The following is a 25,550-nucleotide window of genomic DNA, read 5'->3' as shown; positions in this document are numbered from 1 at the left end:
AGGCAAAATTAAAAATGAGTCCGGTTCAATACCGAACTCATTTTACTCAAGCTGCCTAATGAAATAACCGTGTCTAACTTTTAGGGGTCACTTCATTTTCTGTGGAAGGCTTTCTTTATAAAGATGTTATGATTTAAATCAATTGCTCATAATCACTAATAAATTTTTCTACTTCATTAATATATAAGCTTGCTAATTCAATAAGAGTCTTATCCCTAAATTCAGGCGTATCAAATTGTCCTTCAAAAATGTAATAATATTCATTCAAAGGACTACTTTCTTTTTCATCTTTTTCTAAAGAATCTACTTCACTTTCTCCATTCGATACTGTCAGAACTATAGGTATAGAACTCTGACCAGCATTTGAAGTTCCTACAGGTTTTGCATGTATATTCTCATTTCTTAAATCTGTAAACACACCCTTGAATTTAAGGCTAGAGATTAATGTATCATACGCTTGTTGTTTATAATCAAAAGCGTATTGTGTGACACTTCTAATGCTTGTTAAAAATGAACTAAAAGCATAAGTAAATTCTTCCTTTGTGCCAGTAGATTGTTTAATTCTCATGTCATTTAAATAGTATTTAGCTTCTTTTAACTTGTAGTTCATATCATTAATTATAGTCATTATTTAAGGCTGTTTTCTCAAAGATTGTTGCTATAAAGAAAAGTTGGGCTATACAACAATCGCGCCCGATTGTTTAATACATTGCATCCCTATAAAACAGAACGTTATAAATCTGCTACTTTTTAAATGCAACAATATACCAAACGATATTGGCAATTAGTGACATAACGCAAAGAACGATCACATATAGAAAATCAGAAACATTATAAGTAACCGTTCCCATTACAAATGCCAGTACAATTATTGAAAGTGATATAAGTAACCCTACTCCGCAAAAAACTGCCATAACATATTTCATTCCTTTAACTCCTACCCAATACAAAATTAAAGACAGAATATAAAAGACAAGAAACATTATAATATTCAGCCACATACCTAAAGAATTGAATCCACCAGGATCCGGAAAGGGAGTTAGCGAAGCTGCAATCATTATAAAACAGAAAAGTAGCCCCGAAATTATTGTCATTAAGATAACACCATTTCTCATTCTACAACCTCCATAAGAATAATTTTTGGTAAGTTCACTTTACATATGCACCTCAACAATCTGGCCCGATTGTTGAATAACACTATTTAACCAAAACAACAAAGTTTACGAAAACAGCCTTATTTAAAGACCTCCTATATCATTAATGATATGCTTTTTATATAAAAAAAGCCTCAATAACTTTTTGATGATGATTTGTCACATAAAAAATAACGCTAGCTTATGCTCGCGTTTCACTTAAAACATATTTGCATACTCACTCCATGACAGTACATTTAGTTCTTCCTGCTTTGAATATAGATAATCAAGCATGTTTTTAAACTTTTCTGTCGGATAATTCATTTCATCTGTATTTACATCTTCTACTTTATGAAGTAGGAAAATAACCGATGCCCCTGTTTCTATTACATAATCAATCGCATTTCTAAATGTGATTTCTTCTACATTGTTATATAGAATGACCGTTTTAAGCAGATGTGGTTGAATTGGTGGAAGAATTTCATATTCTTCTCTTATTGACCTTCCTAATTTATAGTTTTTCATGACCTCTAAAACGTCATTATTATAACCGCCATAAGGATACGCTACAAAATCAGCAGTTCTGGAAAATCCATTTGAAATTAACCATTGCCTGCAAACGTCCAATTCTTCCTGAATACGATGTATTGACAATGTTGATAAATCTTGATGTGTAACAGTGTGATTAAACAAATCCCACCCATAATTATATATCTCTTTTAATTGTGCTAAATTCATATATCCCGTTATACCTACTGAGCTGCTAATGACACCAACTGATCCAACGAATCCTCTAGCCAACATGAGGGGAAAAGCGTTCGTATATTGAGAAATAAAACCATCATCAAAGTGAAGCAATACATTTCCTTTTAAAATCCTATTGGTGTAGATTCCATCAAATACAACAAATGTATGATTGCCAGTAACACTAATTTGTAATGTTGTAATCGAATTATTAAGACTTTCATTACCTACAACATTCAATTTAGAAAGAGGTATCATAACCTCATTCCATCCACTAATCATTTTCCATTTTGTTGTTTTCCAAGAAAAATAGCTGGCCATATTATCAACTGAAGATAACCTCAATTCAATATTAGAAAACTTGTTCACATCTTCTACGTAGAATCGTATCATCATTGTTTTGGTTTTTGATAAGTTAAATTGTACTGATCTTATTCTACTCGCTGATGTAGTATTGGCATCATTTGTAGTTACTTTGACAGACGACTGTCCAACTTTAACATGTTCTGTATCTTGTGAAACTACTCCATACCACAATTGCCAACTTGAGAAGTCTGTCATTAATCTTCCCTGGTTAATGGTTTCTTTAGACTGCTGATTTTCCGATGTAATAGCTGCAAATCCACCCTTTTTACCATCCCAATATTGCGGTATGACTGCGCCAACTGCATCACGAATCAGCTTCTTTTTTGTAAAATCAACACCTTCACCACCTGGTATTATAAAAGTTTGCTTCACATCATCCCAATACTGACTAAGTACAGGGCTTCCCAATGCATCACGGATTAACTTTTCTTGATTAAATTTTGTCATATTATCACCCTCTGTAGTTTGTTAATGGCATCCGTTTGCATTTTATTTGTGTAATCTTTAATTTAAATCTAGGATAATCTCTACCTTCATCTATTGTCCATACCGTATCAAAATCCCATCCATCGAATGTTGATTGTGTTTGCATTTCTGTAGTTGTCCGTGCTTCGGTGTAAATTTCTGTTACTGGCTTCCAGAAATTTGACCATACTTCACCTGTTATAGGTTGTGCCCTATAATAAGGTTTTGGCCACCATGAAGGAGGACCTGTACTATTCCATTCAGGCTTTGATAGTTTTTCTTCTGACGTACTGATACAGCCTGCGCTATTTCGCGCAATCTCTCTTATTAACTGTTATAGAGTTTACAGTTAAATCACGTAGTGCAATTTTTCACCATACTTTTTAGATAGGATGCTTTCGACAATAGGAATCAATTTAAGAATTTTGTCCTCAGATATTTCAAACCCTTCCACAATCCCCCCTCCTTTTTATCAGAATATGTCGAATTAGCTTGTCTGATTAAAAACACATTCCAATATCTAAATTGTGCAAGCTATTTTATCCAAACTACAGAAATTCTGTAGTTGTCCTGCAAAAAAAATAATTGTATCAAACGGAACATTCACATGTTTCATAAACAAATAAGCTTGATCCATACGAAAGATTCGTCTCTATTTTTCATACTGTATATATGTTTTCTCAGACATCTTCATTTTTTTAGCCATTTCTTTTTGAGTTAAACCTGCTAAAATACGGGCTTGTTAAATGTGTATTGCACATCTGCTCACCTCCTGCATTTAAGATACTACAGATTTACTGTACTTTTTTTACAGCTTAAATGTATAATAAAGTCAAGGAGGAGATACATAGTGACTGTAGGCGAAAAAATTAAAACATTGCGTAAGGAATTTAAAATGACACAAGACGATTTAGCAAAAAAATTAGGTGTAGCACCTACTGCTGTTTCAGCTTGGGAACGTAATGCTAATAAACCTTTAATGGATAAAATCATGGTGATGGCAGAACTTTTCAATGTACCTTTTACACACTTTTTTGAAGTAGATGAATATGACGATACATGTGAAGTGAAGCTCCCTTTGTATGGAAATGTTTCATGCGGAGAAGGTTTAGTGGTTTTCGAAACACCTACAGAGTATCGATCAACTCCTGAAGATTGGATAAAAAGCGGAGATTATTTTTATGTTCGTGCAAGTGGTGATTCAATGGTAGGTGCAAGGATTTATGATGGAGATATTCTATTTATGCGTAAACAAGAAGAAGTTGAAAATGGTGATATAGCAGCTGTATGTGTAGATGATGAAATTGTTTTAAAAAGGGTATTTAGAACAAACGGTAGCTTCATTCTTCAAAGCGAAAATTCAAATTATCCTCCAAGAATCTTCAATCCTAAAACTGATAAAAATGTTCGTATCATTGGTAAATTAGAAAAATTGATTGTTGAATTTTAATATAAATGGAATATGAGCAGACATTTGTTTGCTCTTTTTTTATATCGAGTATAGGATATTTAAATACATAAAATAAAAAAAAGAGGACTAAATTTCGCCCTCGTTTTTTTCTATATATCAATATTATTCAATGGATTATACTTATTGTTCTGTTCATGTAAAGCATTTCCCCATAATGCCAAGTATTTTTGTGTCATTGAAAGTGATGAATGCCTAAGGATCTTCTGTAATGTAAAAACATCCATTCCGTTCATTATACATCTGTGAGCAAAGGTATGCCTAAATGTGTGTGCAGATAATCGTACATCTTTAAAATTCATTACTTCTTGTAATCTTGTGAATACGCTCTTAGTTGCTTCATATGACATTTGGGTTCCGTTTCTATTAGCAAAAATATACTCAGGTAATTTGTTAAAGTAGCGATTACAATATAATTTTAATTCTTCTAATTCGTTTAACACTTTATCTGTTAATGGAACAGTTTCTTGTTTGCGATTTTTACCAAAAACCACTAATTGATTCTCCATCACATCTGACCATCTTAAGTTGCGTAATTCACCTATTCTAATTCCTGTACCAAGCAAGGTTATAATAATTGCTGTATTTCTGTACGCTGTATATTCGTGGTCTTTTACGCTTTAAACGTCTATAATATCGTAGCATCTGTCTTATATGAGTATCTGTAAAGACTTCTATTCGTTCATCTGTTTTTTGTTTTGTTATTTTATAGCAAGGATTCTTTTGAATATATTCATTTTCAGTTAAATGATTGAAAAATGCTTTTAGGTTTTTCAACTTATTATTAATTGTACTAGGTGCATTTCCTTTCTCCTTCTTACAATATACTAAATAACTTTTTATCGTATTCGGAGACACATCAGAAGTGTCTAGGATATCATTCTCCCTTAACCATGTTTGAAACTCTCTAAAAAATATCCTATAGCCTTTTAAAGTTTCTTCACTTAGATTCATCATTTCTCTTTCATCTAAAAAATCTTGAATAGCGAACTTAATTAACAAAAAAAAACCACCTTAAAATAGATTTAAAATCTAAGTAAAGTGTTCACTACATGCATACAATCTTATTTCAATTTAATATATACGTTAAACCCTTGATATATCAACGTTTATAACATAGCACTATTCCCTACAGAAAATTCATTCCTCGTAGGTTTTTTGGTTGTACTAGATAAAGGCAGGTCTCCTGGCTTATGTTCATCACACTTTTCACCTTCCCATTACAAGTTGTAACAGTGGTTTTTTGAAACGTGCTCCCATTTACAGTTGCGGGACAGCGTCGGATTTGCACCGATCTTCCCTTTTAAACAAATCAAAATATGATTTGTACCTCTATCTTATTATTCCGTTTTTATTATTATACTATAGTGGTTTGTGTACATTGACACCTTTATATCAGTGTAGACAACACTAATTTATCGGAAACAGGGGCATCCTCATTCACAAGATAGCTTACGACGTTTTCACAACTATACAGAGGTATCGGATACTTGCATGCCCTCAAAATAAGAACGAGATAAACACATCGTTCATCTCGCTCCTTTACTACTCTTATTGATCTGTTTGTTTTTGCTTCTTTTTCAAATACTCCGCACGTATTTTTTCAAGTTGCTGCTTTTTATCAAATTTGGCAGGCTTCTGTTTCTCATGATATTTTTGCACAGCTACCTTACCTTTGGTATCCAATTGATATTTCCCCACTTTGTTCACCTACTTTGCTTGTCTTTAGAGAGAAACTATTCAACTTTGTACCTCTATCTTATTATTCCGTTTTTATTATTATACCATAGCGTCTTGTGTTATTAAGTCCTTCTATCTTTTATCCAATGTGTATCCTCCATTGTTAAAATAAACTTGTAAATCAAGGAATATTTTATTATTTCATAGTTAGTTATCCAACTAACTAATAACTAGAGAGGTGTAAACCAATGGCGAAACCTACTGGAATCGAAAAGTCTGATTTATTAACGGCTGCCAAGCAAAGTTTAGTGGTAAAATGGATTGAAAAATTTACATTAAAGGCTGTTGCTAAGCGAGCCGGGGTGACACAACGAACTATTTATTATCATTTCAAATCAAAAGAGCAAATAATTCTAGAAATTGTCCAAGATATATGTAGAAATTCTTGGAATAAAATTTTGACGATTGATCAACAAATGATTCTATCTGCACTTTTCTCTGCAAAAAGTCGATATGAAAACGAAGCCTTTTATCATAAATTATTTTTCACCTTAATCGTCTTTAGCTTTACTAACCCAGCTATTAGGCAGCAAATTGGATAAATTTTAGCGACTGAAAATGAACATTTATGTAACATTTTAAAAAAAATGTGGGATACATCACCAATTGAAGGTGTCACAGTGGAAACGTGGAGCATTTTTCTCAATGCCCTTATTGACGGTTTAGCCGTACAAGTGATGATGCGGGACGATTTCGACGTAGATGCATTCTATCAACAGTTAGAAAAAATCCTAGAGACACTGTATCGTCTAGGGAAATAATTTGAGGAGGAACCACAATGCCATTCTTTCTATGTTTTGGGTTTGCAATTTGGCTTGTAGCAAGTTCTTTATTCCGATTAATGGGGAATTACTTTTTTATCCTTGAAAAACCATTATTCATGATAGCCGCTTTCATTTTAGCTATTCCACTCATTTTGATAGCGATAATACCTATTTATTCTTTGAAAAAGATAAAGGGTACTGAGCGATTACTGGCTGCTATTTGTATCGTATTACCGGGCATGCTCATTGATGCAGTCGTATTATTAGTTTTCGATAATATTTTTCTGAATTTATCAGCTGATGTAGATCGTTATTTCGCCTCATGGCTTCTATAGGCCTATTCCCTAATACTTATTACAGGTGTTACAAAGGCTTCATTCGTGAGGAAGAATACTATTCATTCATGAAAATCAATTATGCCTCGGCTTAATTGCGTCCGGAATCCGCTTTGTACTTGGGCCTGCAGATGTTTTTTGTGCGAAAGCGCAGCGACAGCAACAACACGAGGGCCGATACGATGTCGGCCACTCAGGCGTTCTTCGCAGGATGTGAAGTTCTTAGTCTGAGTTCCTCTATTTCAGCGAGTGTTTAGACACCCGCTGAAAGAAGTTAAAGGGTTTTCCATCATTATCCTAGAAGTAAGTATTGATTGGAATTAAAGGAGGAGAACAAATGGTTATAGGTCTACATCACGTTCAAATAACAATTCCAAAAGGTGAAGAAGAAGAAGGGAAACATTTTTACTGTCAAGTATTAGGACTAAAAGAACTTGAAAAGCCTGATTCGCTTAAAGGACGAGGTGGGTTTTGGTTACAGGTCGGCAATAAAGAGGTACATGTAGGAACAGAAGATGGCTTTGATAGATTAACGACTAAGGCTCATATCGCCTATCAAGTTGAAAATATAGGTGAGTGGAAAAAGACATTAATCGAACATCATATTGAAATTTTCGACTCAGTTCCTATTCCTCATTTTGAACGTTTTGAATTTAGAGATCCATTCGGTAATAGAGTAGAAATGATTCAGGAAATTTAAAGCAACAGTTGAATAGAAGTTAATTTCTATTCAACTGGCATGTTTTCAAAAATATGATGGTGAATATCTCATGACAGTCGTTTTAACAAATGTCATCTAACTTTTGAATTTTATCGGATCACTTTTTCGTTTTATTGGCCAATTGTTTTATTTTATCGATTAACTTTTGCGTTTTATCCCCCAACTTTTGAATTTTATCGACATCCGCCGTCTAAAAAGCAAAAAATGAAAACCTGAATATCGCTAAGTATTTCATGCTGAGTGTATCGTCGTTTCCCCCCTCCGTCAAGGCTTTTACTACCCTATGACCTTTCGATTCTAACAATTACTTCACCCAACTGAAACATTTGTAATAAAACTGTAAATTAAGGCGATGAAGCCTTTTGTATCAGGTGTTTACAGTGAATTCCCATCCACCGTGGTAACAATTACCTCAAAGAAGCCTTACTTTTTCATGCTACGATTAATTCCAGAGAAAATCCAAAACAGGATTAAACTTAACAAATAGCTTCAGGAGGAACTTAACATCATGAATAAAAAATTTTTAACAACAACATTAGCATTATCGATAGGTTTTAGTACATTGGGAATAGTACAACCAACTGTTCACCCAGTAAAAGTAGAGGCTGCAACAACTAATGCTCAAAATAACTCTCAGGCTGTTGCTGCGAAAGCGGAACAATTAATTCAAACTGGAAAAAGCTTAATTGGTCAAGCAACATATAGTAATACAACATACAAGGCTACGTATCCATATAAATTTTCTTGTGCAACTTTTATCATGTACATTTTCGAGAAAAATGGTATAGATATTGGAACTTACAATGAAGATTATATGATGCAACAAGGGACTTACGTGGCAAAGAATCAATTACAAAAAGGCGATTTACTTTTCTTTAAGAGTAAAAAAACAGGAACAGATCCTGATCATGTAGGAATGTATATTGGCAACAATAAAATGATTCACATGGCTGATCCTAAGCAAAATATCGTTATCTCTGATTTAAATAGTAAACCATATTATACAGATAATTATGTAACTGCTCGTAGAGTATTACCTACACTACTTTCAGCTAACCCTGCAACGAAAGGCGATAAAATTGTTGAAAACGCCTTTAATTATAAAAATAAAGTAACGATCAGCTCTACAAATAATGAAGCAAGTCTTCGCTTTACAGCGCCAGGATTTGTAGACTTTGTTTATCGCAAGAGTGGCGTTAAACTTGGTACAACCAATTTAAAGGATCTGATGAATGCTGGCACAACCGTTTCACGTTCCAATTTAAAAAAGGGTGATTTAGTGTTCTTTAATAGTGTTGTAGGCTCTAAAACTCCTTCACTAGTAGCTATCTATGCAGGTGATCACCGTATTATCATTCCAAGTTCTAGTGGTATAAATACAAGAGTACTAATGGTTGATTATTACAAAGAGCATTATATTACAGCAAAACGTGTTTTTTAAGACCGCTCTAAATTGTATGTAGAAAAAAGAAGCTTTCCTTAAGGAAGCTTCTTTTTCTTTTTATTTATTTTTCAACTGATTCGCAAATTCGATCATAGATTTGCTAGACATTGGTCCTTTAATAAGTACGATGGTTTCACTATCGAGCTTAGTCTTTAGTACATCTAATACTCCTGAAACATCTTTAAACATATGAACGTCCGCCTTCGTACCTTCCTTCAACGCTTGGTTCGCGATATTTTCTGCCCTTTTACCAATAGTAATAAGCGTATCAATAGTTCTTTTCGCGACCATTGTGCCAATCTCTCGATGATATTTTTCTTCGAAATTGCCTAATCTCTTAATGTCACCTAAAATAAGAATTATTTTTTTCCCTTTTCCTATCGTATCTAACACCTTTAGTGCCGCTTCAACAGAAGTTGGGTTATTTGTCCAAGTATCATCTACGATCGTACTTTCACCGATGCCAGTTGAAAACTCTAAATGTCTTGCCATCGCTTTAAACGTTTTTAAATGCGAAATTGCGATTTCAATGGAAAGCCCCATTTCCTTTACAGCAGCTATAGCCGCTAACGCATTATATACTTGGTGTTCACCGTATCCTGGAACAAATACATTGAACTGGTCATTTGACACTTTTAGTACAAATTGCATACCGCCTTTTGTGAATTGGATATTCTTAGCTTGATAATCTGATTTTTCGTGAACGCCAAAAGTAATCAACTTCCCTTTAAATTTATGCAAGGGGATCTTTTTAGTGTTTTCATCATCACCATTAATGATTAGTGTGCCATCTTTTTTTATTCCTTCTAAAATTTCTGCCTTTGCTTTTATATACCCATCAAGATTTATACACCCGTCTAAATGATGGACACCTATATTCGTAATAATACCAATCGTCGGTTGATAGATCATACACTGGTGTTTAATATTTCCGATATTGCCCAAACCTAATTCAAATATAGCTGCTTTTGTCTTCTGATTGATTCCAGTCAAGTATGGCAAGGATTGCCGTGGCTCATTTTTACTACTTACAGATGCTTGAACATCCCATTCCTTACTAGTTATGTGTTTAATCATTTCTTTCGTAGTAGTTTTCCCACATGTTCCGGTTAAAGCAACGACTGGTATTTCGAATAGATTTCTGTAATATTCAATGAATTTCCAATAGGCCTGCACAATACTCCTAACGCGTATTACAGTTGTATTCTTCAGTGCATCTTTCAATTCTTCTGATGATTTATCCGAAATGACTAGAGATGGCCCCTTTCGATCTATTTCTTGCCAGTTGATGGTATCTCTTTTACTAACAAACATAAGGGTATGATTTTGTGTAAGATCATGTCGGTTGTAATAAATCGCATGTTTAACAGACCAGCGTTCAGAACCGCTTAATAATTCTCCTTGCAATAGTTTTCTTATCTCATGCACACTGATATGTTGCAAGTTAACTTCGCCTCCTTTCTATAAAGTACATTTCTGAATAAATGAGCAATATATAACTAGCCTTCTTTCTTTTAGCAATCAGCTATATATATGCTCAATATCTAGTAAATGATGAAAAATAACATTTATTTAGGTGAAATCTATTCGGAAGCAGATGATTTCTTTATTTTTAGATCATCTGCCAACTTATAAATTTCTTTACTATACATATCTCCTTTAATGAAAATAATCGTATTTTCATCTACAATATTTTCTAATAATTTATAGGCCAGCGTACTATTTTTATAAATATACACAGGTGAACTCAGTCCTGCCTCAATGGCATGAACCGCCATAATGCTTGCATGTTCCCCTATCGTAATGAGTACATCAACCCCAATTTGCCTAATTATTTCTCCCGCTTGCTCGTGAATGATATATCCCCAAGACCCTAAATCTGTAATCGTCCCAATAATGGCAATCTTTTTCTTCCCTTCTCCGAGCGCATTCAAAACCTTTAACCCTGCCTCCAAAGAAGTAGTCGTAATATTCCATGTATCATCTATTAATATGGAATTATTAATGCCCTTAAACACCTGAAGCTGCTTATTCAGTTTTCGGTATGATTGCAGTTGTTCAGCTGCTAAAGAAATCGGCAAGCCCATTTCATAAATAGCTGCAATCGCAGCAAGCGCATTATATACTTGGTGCTCGCCAAAACCTGGTACATAGATTTCATAGAGTTTCTTCTTGTGATGAACGTTGAACAGCATACCATTTTTGTGGTAGCGAATATTACTTGCTCGAAAATCACAGGATGTATGCTTGCCTACTTTAATGATGCGGCCGTGAAACTTCGATAAATCTATTTTACCTGTGTTGATATCCTCAGCATTAATGATTAATGTGCCTGTAGGGCTAATAATGTCCAACATTTCACCCTTTGCTTGGATATATCCCTCCAACGTTTTACAATAATTTAAATGATGTGCTCCTATATTTGTAATGATCCCAATAGTCGGCTTGAAATAATCCCCTGCAATTCGGATGTCTCCCGGTGAACCAACAGCAGTCTCAAAAACGGCTGCTTCAGTATGATCATCAATATTCAGTAAGTATTGCAAAGAAGCAGTTCTAGAATTACTACTAAGTGGCGTAGATGTTACATTTTTATTGGCAGATAGTATATGTTTAATCATTTCCTTCGTCGTCGATTTACCAGAAGTACCAGTAATGGCTACGATAGGGATATTAAATTGATTGCGATAAAAATCTACAAACTTCCAATAGGCCTCATCTGTATCTCTTACTTTAATGATGATTATTTGCTCAGGTACTTCTTTTTTTCTATAAAATCTATCGGTTACAAGTACTATAGGATAAAATGGCTCAAGTTTTTCCCAGTTGACAATAGGCTTACTCGTAAAAAGGACTGTATTTGGTCTTTTAACTTGCTTTAGTCGATATGCACCATGTTGAATCAACACTTCCTCCGACCCTTGCACTAAATCGCCTGCAGTTATCGCTTTTAAATCCTGCACTGTAAGAGGCTTCATATCAATCTCCCCTCCTTTCATTTTCTAGTATATGTAACTTCTTAAAAGTTGCTTGGATGTAGACGAGATACATAACTAGAGGAAATCTATTTCTTCGCATATATATATAGTTGATTAAGTATCTAAGTACCAATAGAAGGAGTGATATACCTGAAAACGATTATATTTATCGGCACAAACAAATCCGGGTCAAGTCGTGAAGCAACAAGAGCAGCAGAAAAATTAGGTTATTTTACTGTACTTTTTACAAACAACGAAAAGCAATTGCAGCAGAGAAGAGCCTACCCAGATATTCATAAAATGATTCTTATTGATACTTCAAATATAGAAGACATGAAAGATGAGATTAACAATTTAAGTAAAATTGGGTTAGAAATAAAATCTATCGTTAGTTTTGTCGATCCTTATGTCCATATTGCCTCTATGTTATGTGATGAATTTTGTGAAAACTATACATCTTCAACAGCTATTGAAATGATGGAGGATAAAGAGAAGACTAGAAATTTTTTAAAGAACCAGCCTTATACTCCTACATTTTTCCTTCTCAAGCCTAATGAGTCCGTGCCTAACAACTTGAAATTTCCACTCATTGTAAAATCTCCAAAATCAACAGGCTCCAAAGATGTTTTGTTAGCAAATGACTCAAGCGAACTGAATAAACACCTAAGCTACCTACGAAGTAAAAATCCTCGTGAAACACTAATGATTGAAGAATATATCGATGGCCCACAATATTTAGTAGAAGCACTTGTCTATAAGCGACAACCTCATGTCATTGGCATTATTGAACAAGAAATTACTCAAGGTAAACGTTTTATCATAACTGGTTACGGGGTTCTCGTGAAAGTTCCTAAAGAAATTCAAACTGGTCTTGAGGAGGTGCTCCAATCTATTGTTAAAGCGTTTAACATCGAAAATGGGGCACTGCATTTAGAACTCCGTTTAACAAAGAATGGCTGGAAGCTTATCGAGATTAATCCTCGAATTTCAGGGGGGGCAATGAATTCAATGATTTCTGCCGCTTTTGGATTTAATTTAGTGGAAGAAACACTTAAATTATTTTTAGGTGAATGCCCTAATATCAATCCTAGGCATAAAAAGTTCGTCTATACAAAATACGTAATTGTTGAAAGTAAAGGTATTTTAGAAAAAGTTATTGGAAGAAATAGAGCAACGAATTCACCGGGAGTTGTGGAAGTATATGTGAAGCCGAGAAGAGGAACATTTCTGACCCCTCCTTTATCGATGGGACATCGTTATGCCTATGTAATTGCGGAAGGTGCGACATTAGATGAAGCAAAAGATAACGCAATAAATGCCGCAAAAGAAATAAAATTCATTCTAAAAGTGTCATAGATTTAAGATTCATGAAACTGCTCTCATTGTTTAGCTACAAAAAATATCCCGAATAATTGTCCCTTTTCAAAAGGTCAATTACTCGGGCTTTTTTATTTATTCTTTAAATGTTTGCTCTAAAAATTTAACCGTTTCGAACATATTCGTTTTACTAGCACCCTTTACTAAAATGGTGTCGTGAGGTTCTATAACTTTCTCTAAAAGAGCATGCAAGCTTTCCTTATTAATAAAATGATAAATTTTAGAAGGATCCATCCCTATAGCCTTTGCGGCTGCTCCCATTTCCTCCGTTCTAAAGCCATATGTGATGAATAAATCTATGTCTTGCTCATAAATATATTCACCCAATTTACGATATTCCTCTTCTCTCAAATCCCCTAGTTCTCGCATTTGCCCAATAATAGCAACTTTACGTTTCTTTGCTATATTTGTAAGAACATTAATAGCTGCACGTACGCCCTGTGGATGAGAGTGAACCGTATCGTCAATAACCGTAATATCATCTGAACAGTTATAAATCGTTAATCTTCTAGGTGGTTTTTTAAAGTTTAGCCCCGCTTGAATATCTGCTGGACTAAATCCTAAATAATCTGCAACTGCAACCGCATTCAGCGCATTGTAAACATGATGCTCTCCTAAAATGGGGATATACATAGCCATTTCCTGTCCTTGTAGCTTTATTTTAAAGGTCATACCGATATCTTTATATTGAATATCATAAGCATTATAGTCCGCTGTGCCATGAATACCAACTGTTAATACCTTTCCTTTAAATTGCTGTGTCTCTAAATATTTTGAGTTGTCATCGTCCTTATTCAATATTAATAAACCGTTTTGATCCATGCCATGTATTAATTCTGATTTTGCCTTGGCCACGCCTTTAATATCTCCATCAAAGTTGCCTACATGAGCTAAACCTATATTTGTAATAATACTAATATTCGGTTGGATAATACTACAGTGATTCGTTATGATACCTGGGTAGGCCATCCCGTACTCTAACACAACAGCCTCATGCGAATCGTTAATTTCTTCTTTATGTTTTTTCGTATGCTCTGTTGTATTCCAATAATCTTTTGACTCAAAAATATTCCATTTTTCCGATAAAATAGAGGCAAGAAATGCTTTTGATGTCGTTTTTCCAGCACTGCCGGTAATCGCAATAATCGGTAAAGCCCTATTTGTCTTCTGTTGGGTAATTTTACTTTTAACTTCGCTTATAGCCTTATTTGTCGTCTGTTGTGTATTTTCACTTTTAACTTCGCCAATAGCCTTATTTGTCGTCTGTTGTGTATTTTCACTTTTAACTTCGCTTATATCCTTATTTTTCTTCTGTTTCTTAATTTCCCTTTTTATTTGCTTTTGGTTGTTAGCAAGGTACATGGCGTACCTTATCGTATTGATCACCACGTCTAATTCTAAATAAAAGGCAGGAGGGCAACCTGGTCGCCAGTTTACTTCATACATCCAAATTTTCCGATGTTCATCTAAGCCTATATCAATGCCAATTTCATCAATAACTTCTCCAAATTGCACCATCTGAATTTCATCTAAATGTTGAGCTAGCGATAAGGAAAAATGCTCTAACATACGCCGAATATCAAAGGCCTCTTCTTTAAATTCCTGCTCTAGAAAAGGATCTAAATAATTCGTAAATCCACCATTGTTTATATTAGGTATAATAGAGCCATTTGGTGCAATTCGTGGATAAATCGTCGTTATAACCCATTTACCTTCACCGTTTTTTTGAACATGAAGACGAAAATCATAAACTTGACCTGTTTTTGTTGTGGATTGAATATAGGGTTGCACGATAAAGGTGCCTGTAGAAAGCTGCCCTCTAATTATTTCATCTAGCTGTGACTTGGAACAAACAGTCGTTTCAGAATCCTTTTTTACTTCAAAGTTAGTACTTCCTACTTTCGAAATAAAATAAATCCCTTTACCCTTACGGCCATCTGTCGGTTTAAATACGACTTTTCTATAAAAAGCGATAAATTTATGGAATAAATCAATATTTACTACAATTTCAGATGGAATTAAATACTTTTCGAACTCCTTAGCTTCCTTCAGCCGCTTCATTACATTCCACTTATTCCCTATAGAATAGGTTGTAAAAGGGATTTCCTTTTTCAATTTCTCAATAATGTCCTTTGATACGGATAATTTTTCTGGACTCCCTGCATTGTATATAACATCTGGGAAAGGCATCGTTCTTTCATGCCAATCACCATTTTCATATACTTTTCCTCTAATGGAACGATCATCGAAGTTAACACTTTTTGGTGTAAAGTAAAAAAATTGAGCCCCTTCTGTTTTTGCGACAGCTGCAAACGCATAAGACTTAATAACTGTTCGAGGATCTAGACGATGATGTAACATTCCAATAATTGTCATTCATTAATCTCTTCCCTTCATACGATTCTCTCTTTAATAAATTCAGTCATACAACGTGCATATAGACAGATGCTCTAATTTTCATGTTATTTTAATAGGCTGCAAAAAGTTAAAAATTTCATCACCATTTGGGCTCAATGATAAATTTCCCTTTTAACATGTCTGGCTTCAGTAACTGAATCGCAGAAATACTACTTAATTCAATGGATTTTACTGTGGACGTTCGCTCTAACCTGACAACCTCTGCAATTAAATTCGTATCATGCCCTTCATAATCATAAGCACGCAAAAGCGAAACAGTTCCTCGACAAAGTTCTTTATCAATAGCCTCTATACGAAAAAACTCTGTTTCAAACTGCTTTACCGTATCCATTAACCTTAAATGGGTACCGTTTTGTGTAATTAAAAAAAAGGGAATTGTATCACTTCCCACAATTTTCACAAGCAGTTGACCAAAGTATTTAGAATGAAAATCCTTTATCATATCTTGGAGTGCTTTTATGTCGTAGAGCGCTTCACATAGAAAATGGTTTCTTTTATTTTCATTATTCATTTCCCCCAGCCCCTCCCAAGTCTACATGTGCCCATTCGTCCAGGACAGTAAGACTACCTATTTAAGGTTTTAGTGTAAAAGATATAAGTGGGAGTTCTACTGCCCGTAATAGCCTGATTGGTTTATGAACAATCAGCGGGGATAAGAATCTCCCATTTCACTTTATGCAACATCTTCTCTTTATCATATGTAAAGACAATGAATATGACGACTTTTTTGATTTACCTATAAAATTAGTTCTTTATCTTGAAAACTGAGGGAAAATAGTTAACCGAATTTAGATTATGTTAACCTTTCATTTGGAGAATTGATATTTTGAAGTTCATTGCAGAAGGTTTTAAAGCAAGAATAAACGGGCAGTAAGACTCCCTAAACAACAACAAAGAAGTTAGGTCGGAGTTCAACTGCCCGTTAATGCTCGTTTGATGATGAGTAATTATTAATAGTGAACTCCACGTTTCACTTTATTGAACACTTTGTTGGTCCCCCTGGTTTAGCAGAATGACTCCGCCAATAATTAGTGTAATTCCGACTGCTGAGTATAAATTAAACATTTCTCCCCACACAACAATTCCGACAATTACTGTTAAGGCTGTACCTATACCTGACCAAATGGCATATGCAAGGCTTAATGGCAGCGTTTTTAAGCATAAGGACAAAGAATAAAACGAAATCCCATATCCTATGGCTACAGCGATGGATGGACCTATAATTGTAAATGCCTCTGAAAACTTAAGCATCGTAGTTGCAAATACCTCACTGACAATAGATAACGCTAAAAAAAGATAACCCTTCATTTACAAATCCCTCCTTAATGTCCGCTACCCGCAAGGTTAAGGATAACTACACCAACAATAATAAATAGAATACCCATCAGCTTTTTTTTATTAAATAATTCCTTATAAAAGATTACACCGATTAATGCCGTTAGCGCCGTTCCTATTCCTGCCCATATCGCATAGGCAGTGCCAATTGCTAAAGATTGTAATGTTAGAGAAAAGAAATAAAAAGCTGTTCCATAGCCAACCACTACACCAATTGACGGGAATAATCGTTTAAAGCCATTTGTAAGTTTCAGCATCGAGCTTGCAAAAACTTCTGCGATAATTGAAATAAATAAAAAACCTAAAGCACTCATGTATGTTAGTCCTTCCTTGTCATGTGCATTAATTGTTCAAAGACAGCTTCTGTTGCCTTATCGGATAACGGTGCGATATTTAATAGTTTTGAATAATACAATCCATCAATCGTTAACCGAATCAAATGAACAACGGAGGCCTCTAAGCCATCCTGAAACAACTCTTCTAATAAACATTCATAAACGGTTGAGATGGATGAATGGTCATTTTGCAATATTTGAACCGCAATATTTAAAGATGCTCCATTCGCAAGATCTTTTTGAGAAGTTAAAATAAATGCTCTCGACAGCCTTCCTGTCCCTTGCTCAAAACTTGCTAGATGTTCAAAGGATTGTATAACCTCGTTTAAAATCGTTTCAGCAATTGCAGTTTGAAGGGCATCCTTCGTATTAAAATGATACAGTAAACCACCTTTACTAATGTTCGCCCTTTCGGCTATCCTTTCTAAAGTTAAAGTACTTAAATCATTATCCTTTAAAAATTGAATCGCCGTTTGAATAATATGTATTCGTTTTAAATCTGCTTTTGATGACACACAATCCCCCCTTTTCGCCTTGGCGTAATTGCGTCCGGATTTTGAATTGTCCCCAGGCCTGCACGAGGGCCGACACGATGTCGGTCATTTCGTAATGCCACAGGACGTGGCGTTTTTACCGATGCAGGTCAGTTAGCCGTTTTCGCAGGATGCGAAGGTTTTAGGCTAACATCATTTTCTCATTCCTTTAAAAATCCGTGACATCCGCCGGAGGCTTTGTCTTCATTCAGTAGGGGTTTAGAAACCACCCACTGAATAGAAACCTCGTCAGCATTCATCTCGCCACCTTCACAGGTAGGAGTCTTCTACTGACTGAAGAAAAAACCGTCTGGTCGGTCTTTTTTATTTTACAGTTCTTATTTCACATCGTCAATTACCGTAAAAAAAATCGAGACCCGAATAGCATTCACGCTTCGGGTCTCTGTTATTCTTCATCGTCTATATACTCCAAAATATCTCCTGGCTGGCAGTTCAATGCCTTACATATTGCATTCAACGTAGAAAACCGCACAGCTCTAACCTTCCCAGTTTTTAAGTTGGATAGATTGACAATCGACACATCTACTTTTTCTGCTAGCTCACTTAGCTGCATTTTTCGATCAGCAAGCATTCGATCTAATCGAATAATTATCGTCATTTTTTCACTTCCTAAGCTGTTGCATCATATTCATCCTGTAAAAACGCACCATATCGGAATACACGTGCTATCGTCCAAATGACGAAACCACATAATAATAAAGTCCAATTAATTCCGGGGAATTGAAAGCTTATCTCTTTTATCAAACCTGTACCTACTAACAACTCACCTAATTGTATTTGTTCAGTAACTGTATAAGCAATGTACGTGCGAAATGTATCTACTGTCAAGCTTAATACAACTACAGTATAAGCTATCCATTCTATTTTTCTACTATTCTTTTCTGAAAAAATAATTCCTTTACTTAAATTACTCAACAGATTTCTTACTTGAACAACGATGAATAATAATAATCCTATGTAGATTGTAGCAGTCAATAGTAATTTCACGACACTCATTTTCGTATACTGAATATTTTCCATTACCTTATCTGCTAATTCAATTTGAATCCCTTCTAAATGAATGAAAGCTGTTATATTACCTTGTTCTAGAAAATTATTTACACTATTCTCCGGCACAAAAATTACCCCTGCACTAATACGCCTATCATAATAAGTCCAATTATAATTAAAACCATCATGATTGTAAAAATTAAACGTAACCCTTTTGTTAAAAATAGAAATTCTTTACTTTGGATTATTTGTTCCATTCCAAGCATCCCCTCTCTTATTGTTAATTATACATCTCACTATACCCTTTTCAATAATTAATTAATGTTTATCATTAAAAAATTATTGTTTAATTTTAATACCATCACGCATACTGAATTAGGTATACTATGACAAAAGGCAATAGTTACAACTTGAAAGGGATGAAATAGAATTGGAATCTTTACCTACATACAGAATGATCTTACAAATGGATCAAATAGGAATCTCTCAAACTACAATTAACTTTCTAGTTGAGAATATTGAAGACGACTTTGAAAAGTTCCGCAGAAAATATAAATTTTTATCGATTGCGAAAGGATTTTTGAGAAGCTATACCTCCCTTAAAGAGGCGGAATTAAAAGCGGAAGCATCAAAATTAGAACAATTTGGTGAGGAGGAACCTTTAAAGAAACTTGAAGGTGATTGGTACTATGCAGATATTATCAATAAACTACCGATGTATTTAATGTTTGAGGATTTCTATCTGATTAAAAAGCATGCCAATCATGAATATTTTGTACTCAGTAAAGTTAGTGATGAAATTCTCTTAATTGACTACAGCAATTTTGAAAACATAGAACGCATTTATGTAAATTCATCAATAGAGACTTTTTGTCATTCTTTAGCGGCATATAAACGATGCGTCAATAAAATTGTGAAATACTATAATAATTTTCGAGATAAAGACGAAATGAAGTTTAGTGATGAAATACTAGCTATCCCTCATCAATTAAGGACTACATTACGGAAGATTGATCCGTCTATACTTCCTTCTCATTATTGGGAAAAGAAATGTGATGAATGGGAGAAAAAACTAGTGATGCTTGAATCGTCCCATCGCAAAGGATTAGGTCTAAGCGGATGGTAAAATAAGCCCTCTCAATTTACGAGAGGGCTCCAGCCATTTATTTTGGTAATGTAAATGTTTCTTTTTTACCTTTAGAAGTATCCTCTGCTCCTTTATTTCGGATCGGACCCAACTCAATGTCAAAGGCTTTATCTTTCCAAATTTTTTCATACTGCTCTTGATCTAATACGAATACTTGTAAAAGCTCGCCATTTTCACCAGCTTTAATAATGTCATTAGGCTTATAGTTTAATAGCATACCTTCGCTTAATAAATATTGCATGCCACCATTAACTGTTAATTTTGAAGACATAGAAGATAAGCCAATTTCACTAGTAGCTTTATTTTCAAGTTTAAATTTAACTGTTAATAAAGTGACACCGTTTGTGAAATTCGAGAAACGAGGAGCTTCCACCTCATTAGGTGTAAATTTTGTAAACTGATACCCTTCTAAAGTAGCATTTACATCACCTATTTTTTTACTTTCATTGATGTCGCTTTTTTCCTTTAGAATCTTCTTTTCACCCATATTGTCCATTGTTACTTTATCTTGATAAAATGTTGAATTACTTGATACTTTTTTCGTGCCATCTGTATTTAAAGCAAGATTAAATCTTCCTTCAGTACCAATAGTAGTATCATATTTTTCTTTTTCGGCAAGCGGTACTGGAATCATTACTGATACTGTACCCAATTCATTGATTTTTGCTAAATCTGTTTCACCGAATGGATAAGCGATATACCCAGTTACCGCCTCACCCGCTTTTATCAAATAATCCGTTTCGAAGCTTAGTTTTCTCGGTAATTGATCTTCTTCCGGAATCAAATACTTATCATTCGTATAATACTTACTAGCACCCGTAAATGTAACGTCTAAACTAGGCATGTAATAAACATCTTTATCCATATCATTCTTCACTGTATATTTAGCTAAAATGACACCACCGTTATTTTCTTCGTTAAATGGAATATTAAAGTCTGTGTGGAAATCCTTTAACTCTACTACTGAATATGCATCAAGTGAAATTGAAACATTCTCCATTTTATGTACTTGTGATTCATTATTTTCAAAAAGAACTTTAGTTTTCCCTTGTGTTTCCTTCTCCATATAAGAAATTAAGGAAGCGAAGTCAGCTGAACCTTTTGTTGATTCTTGATCTTTTTTAGGTTCTTCCTTTTGGACTTTATCTTTTTCTTGTCCTTTTTCCTCCTGTACTTTCTTTGGTTCATCGTCTTTCTTTGTTTCGTCCCCTTCTTTCCCACAACCACTAAGAATAATTGAAGTCGATAAAATTAGCGAAGACATTAAAAATAAACTTTTTTTCATTTCTTCCTCCAAGTTGTTTCTTTATTGATTTTTTGGCTCAACAGTAAAAACGAATAATAAAAGTTATTTTTTCGAGCCGATACCCATTTTAATCCATATTTAGCTCCAAAACAACTTGCACTGGAAGAAATTGTACTATTGAAGCAACGAACATCCAAATATTGTTTATTGAATAATTCAATCTTATTTTTCAATTACCATTATTTTCATAATTTGAACTTTTTCAAGTTATTTTCTTTGAATAATAATTATCAATGTACTAAAAAGGCTGTATCACTCAAAGTTATTAGGAAATAAGTACAATATACCCAAGAATATAGTTTCATTTCCCTTTTCGAAATTCCTGATAAAACTAGGCTTCTAACGTATAGATTATTGTTATTAAAACGTAAAAAAACAGAATTAATCGACAAAATATAAAGAATTAACTCTGTTAAAAAATATTCAAATTGAATTTTATATACTTATTAAACCATATAGCATTAGTAGCAGACCTAAATAAAACAAACTTGATCCTGTGAAAGGATCTGTAACAAAATCAAAAAACTCCATCCATTTTTCCTTTACAGAATCGGCTTTCATTATCTCCGGTATGTAAATACGAAACGTAATCACTATACAAACAACCCCTGTAATTAAGGATAATACACCCATCATTAAACCACCTTTTTTTGCTTTAAAGTTTTTTAACTTAAACTCAGACCAATAAAGTTTATAATCACTTCTTCAACTAGTTGAATAGCAACAATCTTTTAGAAACAGCCTCAGTTTTTTCTTTAGTATCAAGGTGGATTTCAATTAATTCCTCAGTGAGCAGCATATATGTTGCTATGCAATGTGCATATTCTCCAACAGTTGCATCTCGATTCCACAAACTTGCTGAAAGTGTCTTTTCTTCAAAAACGATCTCTGTTTGCGGAGTTCTTCCTCCGCCATGTTTAACCGTACACGGTCCCTCTATCATTGGTGCATTGCCGGACCATTTAAATGTCCAATCATATAATTGCACAATCGTTAAACTTAAACTAATAACTAATACTGAACTCACTACAAAAATGTGATTAGGAAAATCTAAATTTTCTTTTCTTGTTTTCAATAAATGGATCATATACCCGACCATTGCCAAAGTTAGCCCGCTTGTTACAATAGTCCAAAAAATCATACGCATTCTTTCAATTCTCTTTTCTCTATATATTCGATCATTACTCGGACAGTATCTTCTAAATGTCCAAGCATAATTTTTTAATCAAACTTGGCACCTATTACAAAACTAGTAACATTACGCTTAATTATACTATTTCATTCGACCTTTCTAATAATCCAAAATATGCCATAACCTTATGACAATAATTTTGGTTGGCCACTATCTTTACAAAAACAGCCTAAAACTAATAAAAAGTAGCTAAAAAAAAGATAAATATATCTCTTTTCTAGCTACTTGTGATTTCGTCTTACAACAGTCCTGCTTTTATTAAATATTCACGTGCCACGTCTTCTATGTTTTGGCCATCTACATTTACTCGATAATTCATTTCGCGCATCTCATCATCTGTTATTTGATTTGCCAGCTTATTTAAAGCTGCTTCAATTTCAGGATACTTCTCTAGCGTTTCGTTCCTTAGTAATGGAGCTCCTTGATAAGGTGGAAATAGTTGCTGATCGTCTTCCAAAACTTTCAGATGATATTGACGTATTTCACTATCCGTTGAATAAGCATCTAATAAGTCTATATTACCTGATTCGATTGCCTGATATCTAAGCTTTGGCTCCATAGTCGTTATGTTTGAAAGTGAAATACCATAATTTTTTTGAATGCCCAAATAACCATCTTCTCGATCATTAAATTCCAATGTGAAACCGGCTTTTATCTTTTCTTGAATAGGTTTAATGTCAGAAATTGTTTGCAAATGATAGGTTTCAGCCATTTGCTTTGATACTGCCAATGCATACGTATTGTTATATTTCATCGGACTAAGCATCACCATATCAAACTTATTCATCATTCCTTCTTGCGCCTGATGATAAACATCCTCTTGATTATTATTGATAGCTTCCTCTTTTAAAAACTCTGAAATTGCCGTTCCAGTAAATTCTGGATAGATATCAATGCTACCAGATTTAAGAGCATTAAATACAAAGGAAGTCTTACCAAGCCCAGGTTTTAATTGCACCTTTAAATCTGTTTCATGTTCGATTAGCATTTTATACATATTAATTAGAATCTCTGGCTCAGCGCCAAGCTTCCCTGCAATGATAATCTCTTCTTTCTCTTTGAGGTTTAGTAGTGGGAAGACAATCATTACTAATGCCACAACACTAATCATACTCAATGCTGAAATTGTTTTTTTAAACGACAGTGATTCTAGCTTTTTCAGTAAGAAGTCGAACACTAATGCTAAAATCGCGGCAGGAACAGCCCCTAAAATAATTAGAGCTGTATTGTTTCTGTCAATACCAAGCAAAATGATATCTCCTAATCCTCCAGCTCCGATTAATGCTGCTAATGTTGCTGTTCCAACGATTAATACCATAGCTGTTCTAATCCCTGCCATGATAACCGGCATAGCAAGAGGCAACTCTACTTTCACTAATCGCTTTCGCGTATTCATCCCCATAGCCATCGCTGCCTCTTTTAAAGATGGATCTACTTCGTTGATCCCCGTAAACGTATTACGTAAAATCGGAAGAAGTGCATAAACAACTAAGGCAATAATTGCTGGTACCTTTCCGATGCCAAACAACGGAATCAATAACCCTAATAACGCTAATGAAGGAATCGTTTGTAAAACTGCACTAATACCAATAATACTCTCCGCTATTTTCTTTTTATTCGTTAAATAGATCCCTAGAGGAATAGCAATCAACACGGCAAAGAATAGCGCAATGAAGGAAATTTGAATATGCTCTAATAAAGATGCCAATAGCTGGCCTTTTCGTTCGCTCAACACCTCAAAAAAATTAGCCATTTAAAGTACCTCTTTCTAAGGAATCCTGTGCTAAATATTGAAGCATGGATGCTCTTGTGACAACACCTATCATTTCCCCTTTTTCTTCTACACCCAAACATTCATAATGAGCTAATTTCTGAAGAATGGTCTGTAAAGAATCATTGAAGGAAATGGTGTTCTCTTGATTTCTTTGAATATTCTCAACTGCAATAGGTTCAATTACATTTTGGATATTGAAAGTATTCTCCCCATACTCTTCTACCCCAATAAATTCTCGAACAAAATCATTAACAGGATTTTGTATGATTTCTTGTGGAGTACCAATCTGCACAATCTCCCCATCCTTCATTACGCATATTCGATCACCTAGTTTTAAGGCTTCTTGCATATCATGCGAAACAAAGACGATCGTTTTTTGTATTGTTTGCTGAAGCTCAAGAAGATCATCCTGTAATTTTGTGCGGCTAATCGGATCTAAAGCACTAAAAGGCTCATCCATTAAAATGATTTCGGGATCCGCTGCTAATGCACGAACAACACCGACCCTTTGCTGCTCACCACCAGAAAGCTCTGTTGGTTTGCGCTGACTATATTTATCTGGTTCAAGTCCAACCATATCTAATAACTCATGAACTCGTTGCTGGATTTGCGGTTTACTCCATTTTTTCAATTCAGGCACAACAGCTATATTTTCTTCAATCGTCATATGAGGAAAAAGCGCAATTTGTTGAAGGACATAGCCGATATTCCATCGCAATTCATGAATGTTGTAATCACTTATTCTTTTACCATTAATTCGAATAGTTCCTTCTGTTAAATGAATTAAACGATTAATCATTTTTAATATTGTTGTTTTTCCACAGCCACTAGGTCCAATAAGAACAAAAAATTCTCCCTTTTTGATCTCTAAATGAATAGCTTTCACTGCGACTTGGTCATTTGCATATTTTTTTGTAACATTTTCAAATGCTATCATTGTATAAGCTCCTTTTCAGCGTCACTA

General features: G+C 34.4%; 29 protein-coding genes and 1 riboswitch. Of the genes, 8 read left to right on the top strand and 21 right to left on the bottom strand.

Translation table 11 applies throughout. The features are described 5' to 3' along the window. Positions 1-133: 133 nt before the first annotated feature. The 4 genes from ACQKN4_RS18655 to ACQKN4_RS18640 all read right to left on the bottom strand — a co-directional run bounded on the left by ACQKN4_RS18655 (position 134) and on the right by ACQKN4_RS18640 (position 3,441). Complete coding sequence (locus ACQKN4_RS18655) at positions 134-628, bottom strand: hypothetical protein (RefSeq protein WP_427484499.1); 495 nt, start codon at positions 626-628, stop codon at positions 134-136. 115 nt (positions 629-743) lie between these two features. Continuing rightward, a complete protein-coding gene (locus tag ACQKN4_RS18650; protein WP_200749829.1) occupies positions 744-1,115 on the bottom strand; it encodes a DUF5391 family protein in 372 nt (123 codons plus the stop codon). 237 nt (positions 1,116-1,352) lie between these two features. Continuing rightward, the gene (locus tag ACQKN4_RS18645) at positions 1,353-2,690 is read right to left on the bottom strand and encodes a polysaccharide deacetylase family protein (protein WP_427484498.1); all 1,338 of its coding nucleotides are present in this window, start codon (positions 2,688-2,690) and stop codon (positions 1,353-1,355) included. Between the two features lie 670 nt (positions 2,691-3,360). Then, positions 3,361-3,441, bottom strand: a complete 81-nt coding sequence (locus tag ACQKN4_RS18640; protein WP_427484501.1) for a helix-turn-helix domain-containing protein — start codon at positions 3,439-3,441, stop codon at positions 3,361-3,363. A gap of 117 nt (positions 3,442-3,558) precedes the next feature. Here ACQKN4_RS18640 and ACQKN4_RS18635 point away from each other — a divergent pair, with 117 nt between their 5' ends. Then, positions 3,559-4,158, top strand: coding sequence for a LexA family protein (locus ACQKN4_RS18635; RefSeq protein ID WP_427484497.1), 600 nt, complete (start codon positions 3,559-3,561; stop codon positions 4,156-4,158). Between the two features lie 110 nt (positions 4,159-4,268). Here the strand turns inward: ACQKN4_RS18635 and ACQKN4_RS18630 are convergent, their stop codons facing one another. From ACQKN4_RS18630 to ACQKN4_RS18620, 3 genes are all read right to left on the bottom strand, one after another. Next, entirely contained in the window at positions 4,269-4,742 is a 474-nt protein-coding gene (locus tag ACQKN4_RS18630; protein WP_427484496.1) for a tyrosine-type recombinase/integrase, read from the bottom strand. Further along, complete coding sequence (locus tag ACQKN4_RS18625; protein ID WP_427484495.1) at positions 4,723-5,178, bottom strand: tyrosine-type recombinase/integrase; 456 nt, start codon at positions 5,176-5,178, stop codon at positions 4,723-4,725. Before ACQKN4_RS18625 ends, ACQKN4_RS18630 begins: the two co-directional genes overlap by 20 nt. Positions 5,179-5,335: 157 nt before the next feature. Then, a riboswitch (cobalamin riboswitch) is annotated at positions 5,336-5,525 on the bottom strand. Between the two features lie 202 nt (positions 5,526-5,727). After that, positions 5,728-5,877: a hypothetical protein gene (locus ACQKN4_RS18620; protein ID WP_094075068.1), complete on the bottom strand. Its 150-nt coding sequence runs from the start codon at positions 5,875-5,877 to the stop codon at positions 5,728-5,730. Positions 5,878-6,104: 227 nt separating this feature from the next. On the opposite strand from ACQKN4_RS18620, the gene ACQKN4_RS18615 reads away from it, so the two are divergent. The 5 genes from ACQKN4_RS18615 to ACQKN4_RS18595 all read left to right on the top strand — a co-directional run bounded on the left by ACQKN4_RS18615 (position 6,105) and on the right by ACQKN4_RS18595 (position 9,177). Further along, positions 6,105-6,458, top strand: coding sequence for a helix-turn-helix domain-containing protein (locus tag ACQKN4_RS18615; RefSeq protein WP_427484494.1), 354 nt, complete (start codon positions 6,105-6,107; stop codon positions 6,456-6,458). 45 nt (positions 6,459-6,503) lie between these two features. Beyond that, positions 6,504-6,677 (top strand): hypothetical protein, encoded by a 174-nt coding sequence (locus ACQKN4_RS18610; protein WP_427484493.1) that lies wholly within the window; start codon positions 6,504-6,506, stop codon positions 6,675-6,677. Between the two features lie 17 nt (positions 6,678-6,694). Beyond that, positions 6,695-7,015 (top strand): DUF5367 family protein, encoded by a 321-nt coding sequence (locus ACQKN4_RS18605; protein WP_427484492.1) that lies wholly within the window; start codon positions 6,695-6,697, stop codon positions 7,013-7,015. A gap of 337 nt (positions 7,016-7,352) precedes the next feature. Beyond that, positions 7,353-7,715 (top strand): VOC family protein, encoded by a 363-nt coding sequence (locus ACQKN4_RS18600; RefSeq protein ID WP_427484491.1) that lies wholly within the window; start codon positions 7,353-7,355, stop codon positions 7,713-7,715. A 529-nt stretch (positions 7,716-8,244) separates the two neighbouring features. Further along, entirely contained in the window at positions 8,245-9,177 is a 933-nt protein-coding gene (locus ACQKN4_RS18595; RefSeq protein ID WP_079560172.1) for a C40 family peptidase, read from the top strand. A gap of 60 nt (positions 9,178-9,237) precedes the next feature. On the opposite strand, the gene ACQKN4_RS18590 is transcribed toward ACQKN4_RS18595, so the two are convergent. Both ACQKN4_RS18590 and ACQKN4_RS18585 read right to left on the bottom strand, forming a co-directional pair. After that, positions 9,238-10,623: a UDP-N-acetylmuramoyl-tripeptide--D-alanyl-D-alanine ligase gene (locus ACQKN4_RS18590; protein WP_079560171.1), complete on the bottom strand. Its 1,386-nt coding sequence runs from the start codon at positions 10,621-10,623 to the stop codon at positions 9,238-9,240. A gap of 140 nt (positions 10,624-10,763) precedes the next feature. Continuing rightward, on the bottom strand, positions 10,764-12,158 hold the full coding sequence (locus ACQKN4_RS18585; protein WP_427484490.1) for a UDP-N-acetylmuramoyl-tripeptide--D-alanyl-D-alanine ligase: 1,395 nt from the start codon (positions 12,156-12,158) through the stop codon (positions 10,764-10,766). 150 nt (positions 12,159-12,308) lie between these two features. On the opposite strand from ACQKN4_RS18585, the gene ACQKN4_RS18580 reads away from it, so the two are divergent. Continuing rightward, a complete protein-coding gene (locus tag ACQKN4_RS18580) occupies positions 12,309-13,514 on the top strand; it encodes an ATP-grasp domain-containing protein (RefSeq protein ID WP_170938906.1) in 1,206 nt (401 codons plus the stop codon). Positions 13,515-13,610: 96 nt separating this feature from the next. Here the strand turns inward: ACQKN4_RS18580 and ACQKN4_RS18575 are convergent, their stop codons facing one another. The 8 genes from ACQKN4_RS18575 to ACQKN4_RS18540 form a co-directional block, all read right to left on the bottom strand. Next, the gene (locus tag ACQKN4_RS18575; protein ID WP_427484489.1) at positions 13,611-15,911 is read right to left on the bottom strand and encodes a YheC/YheD family protein; all 2,301 of its coding nucleotides are present in this window, start codon (positions 15,909-15,911) and stop codon (positions 13,611-13,613) included. A gap of 121 nt (positions 15,912-16,032) precedes the next feature. Further along, positions 16,033-16,464, bottom strand: coding sequence for a hypothetical protein (locus tag ACQKN4_RS18570; RefSeq protein ID WP_079560168.1), 432 nt, complete (start codon positions 16,462-16,464; stop codon positions 16,033-16,035). Positions 16,465-16,928: 464 nt separating this feature from the next. After that, positions 16,929-17,261, bottom strand: coding sequence for a DMT family transporter (locus ACQKN4_RS18565; protein ID WP_427484488.1), 333 nt, complete (start codon positions 17,259-17,261; stop codon positions 16,929-16,931). 14 nt (positions 17,262-17,275) lie between these two features. After that, positions 17,276-17,602, bottom strand: a complete 327-nt coding sequence (locus ACQKN4_RS18560; RefSeq protein WP_079560166.1) for a DMT family transporter — start codon at positions 17,600-17,602, stop codon at positions 17,276-17,278. 5 nt (positions 17,603-17,607) lie between these two features. Further along, the gene (locus ACQKN4_RS18555) at positions 17,608-18,138 is read right to left on the bottom strand and encodes a TetR/AcrR family transcriptional regulator (RefSeq protein ID WP_427484487.1); all 531 of its coding nucleotides are present in this window, start codon (positions 18,136-18,138) and stop codon (positions 17,608-17,610) included. Between the two features lie 424 nt (positions 18,139-18,562). Continuing rightward, positions 18,563-18,775 (bottom strand): helix-turn-helix domain-containing protein, encoded by a 213-nt coding sequence (locus tag ACQKN4_RS18550; protein WP_079560164.1) that lies wholly within the window; start codon positions 18,773-18,775, stop codon positions 18,563-18,565. A gap of 11 nt (positions 18,776-18,786) precedes the next feature. Continuing rightward, a complete protein-coding gene (locus tag ACQKN4_RS18545) occupies positions 18,787-19,293 on the bottom strand; it encodes a DUF2975 domain-containing protein (protein WP_427484486.1) in 507 nt (168 codons plus the stop codon). Positions 19,294-19,298: 5 nt separating this feature from the next. Continuing rightward, the gene (locus ACQKN4_RS18540; protein WP_427484485.1) at positions 19,299-19,424 is read right to left on the bottom strand and encodes a hypothetical protein; all 126 of its coding nucleotides are present in this window, start codon (positions 19,422-19,424) and stop codon (positions 19,299-19,301) included. Positions 19,425-19,633: 209 nt separating this feature from the next. On the opposite strand from ACQKN4_RS18540, the gene ACQKN4_RS18535 reads away from it, so the two are divergent. Beyond that, a complete protein-coding gene (locus ACQKN4_RS18535) occupies positions 19,634-20,293 on the top strand; it encodes an SUKH-4 family immunity protein (RefSeq protein WP_427484484.1) in 660 nt (219 codons plus the stop codon). A gap of 37 nt (positions 20,294-20,330) precedes the next feature. Here ACQKN4_RS18535 and ACQKN4_RS18530 read toward each other — a convergent pair whose 3' ends face one another. From ACQKN4_RS18530 to ACQKN4_RS18515, 4 genes are all read right to left on the bottom strand, one after another. After that, positions 20,331-21,599, bottom strand: coding sequence for a DUF5068 domain-containing protein (locus ACQKN4_RS18530; RefSeq protein WP_427484483.1), 1,269 nt, complete (start codon positions 21,597-21,599; stop codon positions 20,331-20,333). Between the two features lie 730 nt (positions 21,600-22,329). Beyond that, positions 22,330-22,767 carry a hypothetical protein gene (locus tag ACQKN4_RS18525; RefSeq protein ID WP_427484482.1) on the bottom strand — a complete coding sequence of 146 codons (438 nt, stop codon included), beginning with the start codon at positions 22,765-22,767 and terminating at the stop codon, positions 22,330-22,332. Positions 22,768-23,050: 283 nt separating this feature from the next. Beyond that, entirely contained in the window at positions 23,051-24,565 is a 1,515-nt protein-coding gene (opuFB, locus tag ACQKN4_RS18520) for an osmoprotectant update ABC transporter permease/substrate-binding subunit OpuFB (RefSeq protein WP_079560158.1), read from the bottom strand. Next, on the bottom strand, positions 24,558-25,523 hold the full coding sequence (locus tag ACQKN4_RS18515; RefSeq protein WP_427484481.1) for an ABC transporter ATP-binding protein: 966 nt from the start codon (positions 25,521-25,523) through the stop codon (positions 24,558-24,560). The genes opuFB and ACQKN4_RS18515 overlap by 8 nt, the downstream gene beginning before the upstream one ends. Positions 25,524-25,550 lie beyond the last annotated feature (27 nt).

Origin of the sequence: Lysinibacillus sp. NPDC093692 (genome assembly GCF_050280125.1) — a bacterium.
Classification (GTDB): domain Bacteria; phylum Bacillota; class Bacilli; order Bacillales_A; family Planococcaceae; genus Lysinibacillus.
The sequence above is the reverse complement of the archived record's forward strand: the minus strand, read 5'-3'. Positions and strand labels throughout refer to the sequence as shown.

Excerpts from the sequence above, each read along its gene's own strand:
- ACQKN4_RS18585 (WP_427484490.1), bottom strand. The coding sequence starts at position 12,158 with ATGAAGCCTCTTACAGTGCAGGATTTAAAAGCGATAACTGCAGGCGAT.
- ACQKN4_RS18540 (WP_427484485.1), bottom strand. The coding sequence starts at position 19,424 with ATGGAACAAATAATCCAAAGTAAAGAATTTCTATTTTTAACAAAAGGG.
- ACQKN4_RS18645 (WP_427484498.1), bottom strand. The coding sequence starts at position 2,690 with ATGACAAAATTTAATCAAGAAAAGTTAATCCGTGATGCATTGGGAAGC.
- ACQKN4_RS18610 (WP_427484493.1), top strand. The coding sequence starts at position 6,504 with ATGTGGGATACATCACCAATTGAAGGTGTCACAGTGGAAACGTGGAGC.
- ACQKN4_RS18560 (WP_079560166.1), bottom strand. The coding sequence starts at position 17,602 with ATGAGTGCTTTAGGTTTTTTATTTATTTCAATTATCGCAGAAGTTTTT.
- opuFB (WP_079560158.1), bottom strand. The coding sequence starts at position 24,565 with ATGGCTAATTTTTTTGAGGTGTTGAGCGAACGAAAAGGCCAGCTATTG.
- ACQKN4_RS18570 (WP_079560168.1), bottom strand. The coding sequence starts at position 16,464 with ATGAATAATGAAAATAAAAGAAACCATTTTCTATGTGAAGCGCTCTAC.
- ACQKN4_RS18530 (WP_427484483.1), bottom strand. The coding sequence starts at position 21,599 with ATGAAAAAAAGTTTATTTTTAATGTCTTCGCTAATTTTATCGACTTCA.
- ACQKN4_RS18615 (WP_427484494.1), top strand. The coding sequence starts at position 6,105 with ATGGCGAAACCTACTGGAATCGAAAAGTCTGATTTATTAACGGCTGCC.
- ACQKN4_RS18650 (WP_200749829.1), bottom strand. The coding sequence starts at position 1,115 with ATGAGAAATGGTGTTATCTTAATGACAATAATTTCGGGGCTACTTTTC.
- ACQKN4_RS18525 (WP_427484482.1), bottom strand. The coding sequence starts at position 22,767 with ATGCGTATGATTTTTTGGACTATTGTAACAAGCGGGCTAACTTTGGCA.
- ACQKN4_RS18565 (WP_427484488.1), bottom strand. The coding sequence starts at position 17,261 with ATGAAGGGTTATCTTTTTTTAGCGTTATCTATTGTCAGTGAGGTATTT.
- ACQKN4_RS18575 (WP_427484489.1), bottom strand. The coding sequence starts at position 15,911 with ATGACAATTATTGGAATGTTACATCATCGTCTAGATCCTCGAACAGTT.
- ACQKN4_RS18595 (WP_079560172.1), top strand. The coding sequence starts at position 8,245 with ATGAATAAAAAATTTTTAACAACAACATTAGCATTATCGATAGGTTTT.
- ACQKN4_RS18605 (WP_427484492.1), top strand. The coding sequence starts at position 6,695 with ATGCCATTCTTTCTATGTTTTGGGTTTGCAATTTGGCTTGTAGCAAGT.
- ACQKN4_RS18535 (WP_427484484.1), top strand. The coding sequence starts at position 19,634 with ATGGATCAAATAGGAATCTCTCAAACTACAATTAACTTTCTAGTTGAG.
- ACQKN4_RS18515 (WP_427484481.1), bottom strand. The coding sequence starts at position 25,523 with ATGATAGCATTTGAAAATGTTACAAAAAAATATGCAAATGACCAAGTC.
- ACQKN4_RS18550 (WP_079560164.1), bottom strand. The coding sequence starts at position 18,775 with ATGACGATAATTATTCGATTAGATCGAATGCTTGCTGATCGAAAAATG.
- ACQKN4_RS18600 (WP_427484491.1), top strand. The coding sequence starts at position 7,353 with ATGGTTATAGGTCTACATCACGTTCAAATAACAATTCCAAAAGGTGAA.
- ACQKN4_RS18655 (WP_427484499.1), bottom strand. The coding sequence starts at position 628 with ATGACTATAATTAATGATATGAACTACAAGTTAAAAGAAGCTAAATAC.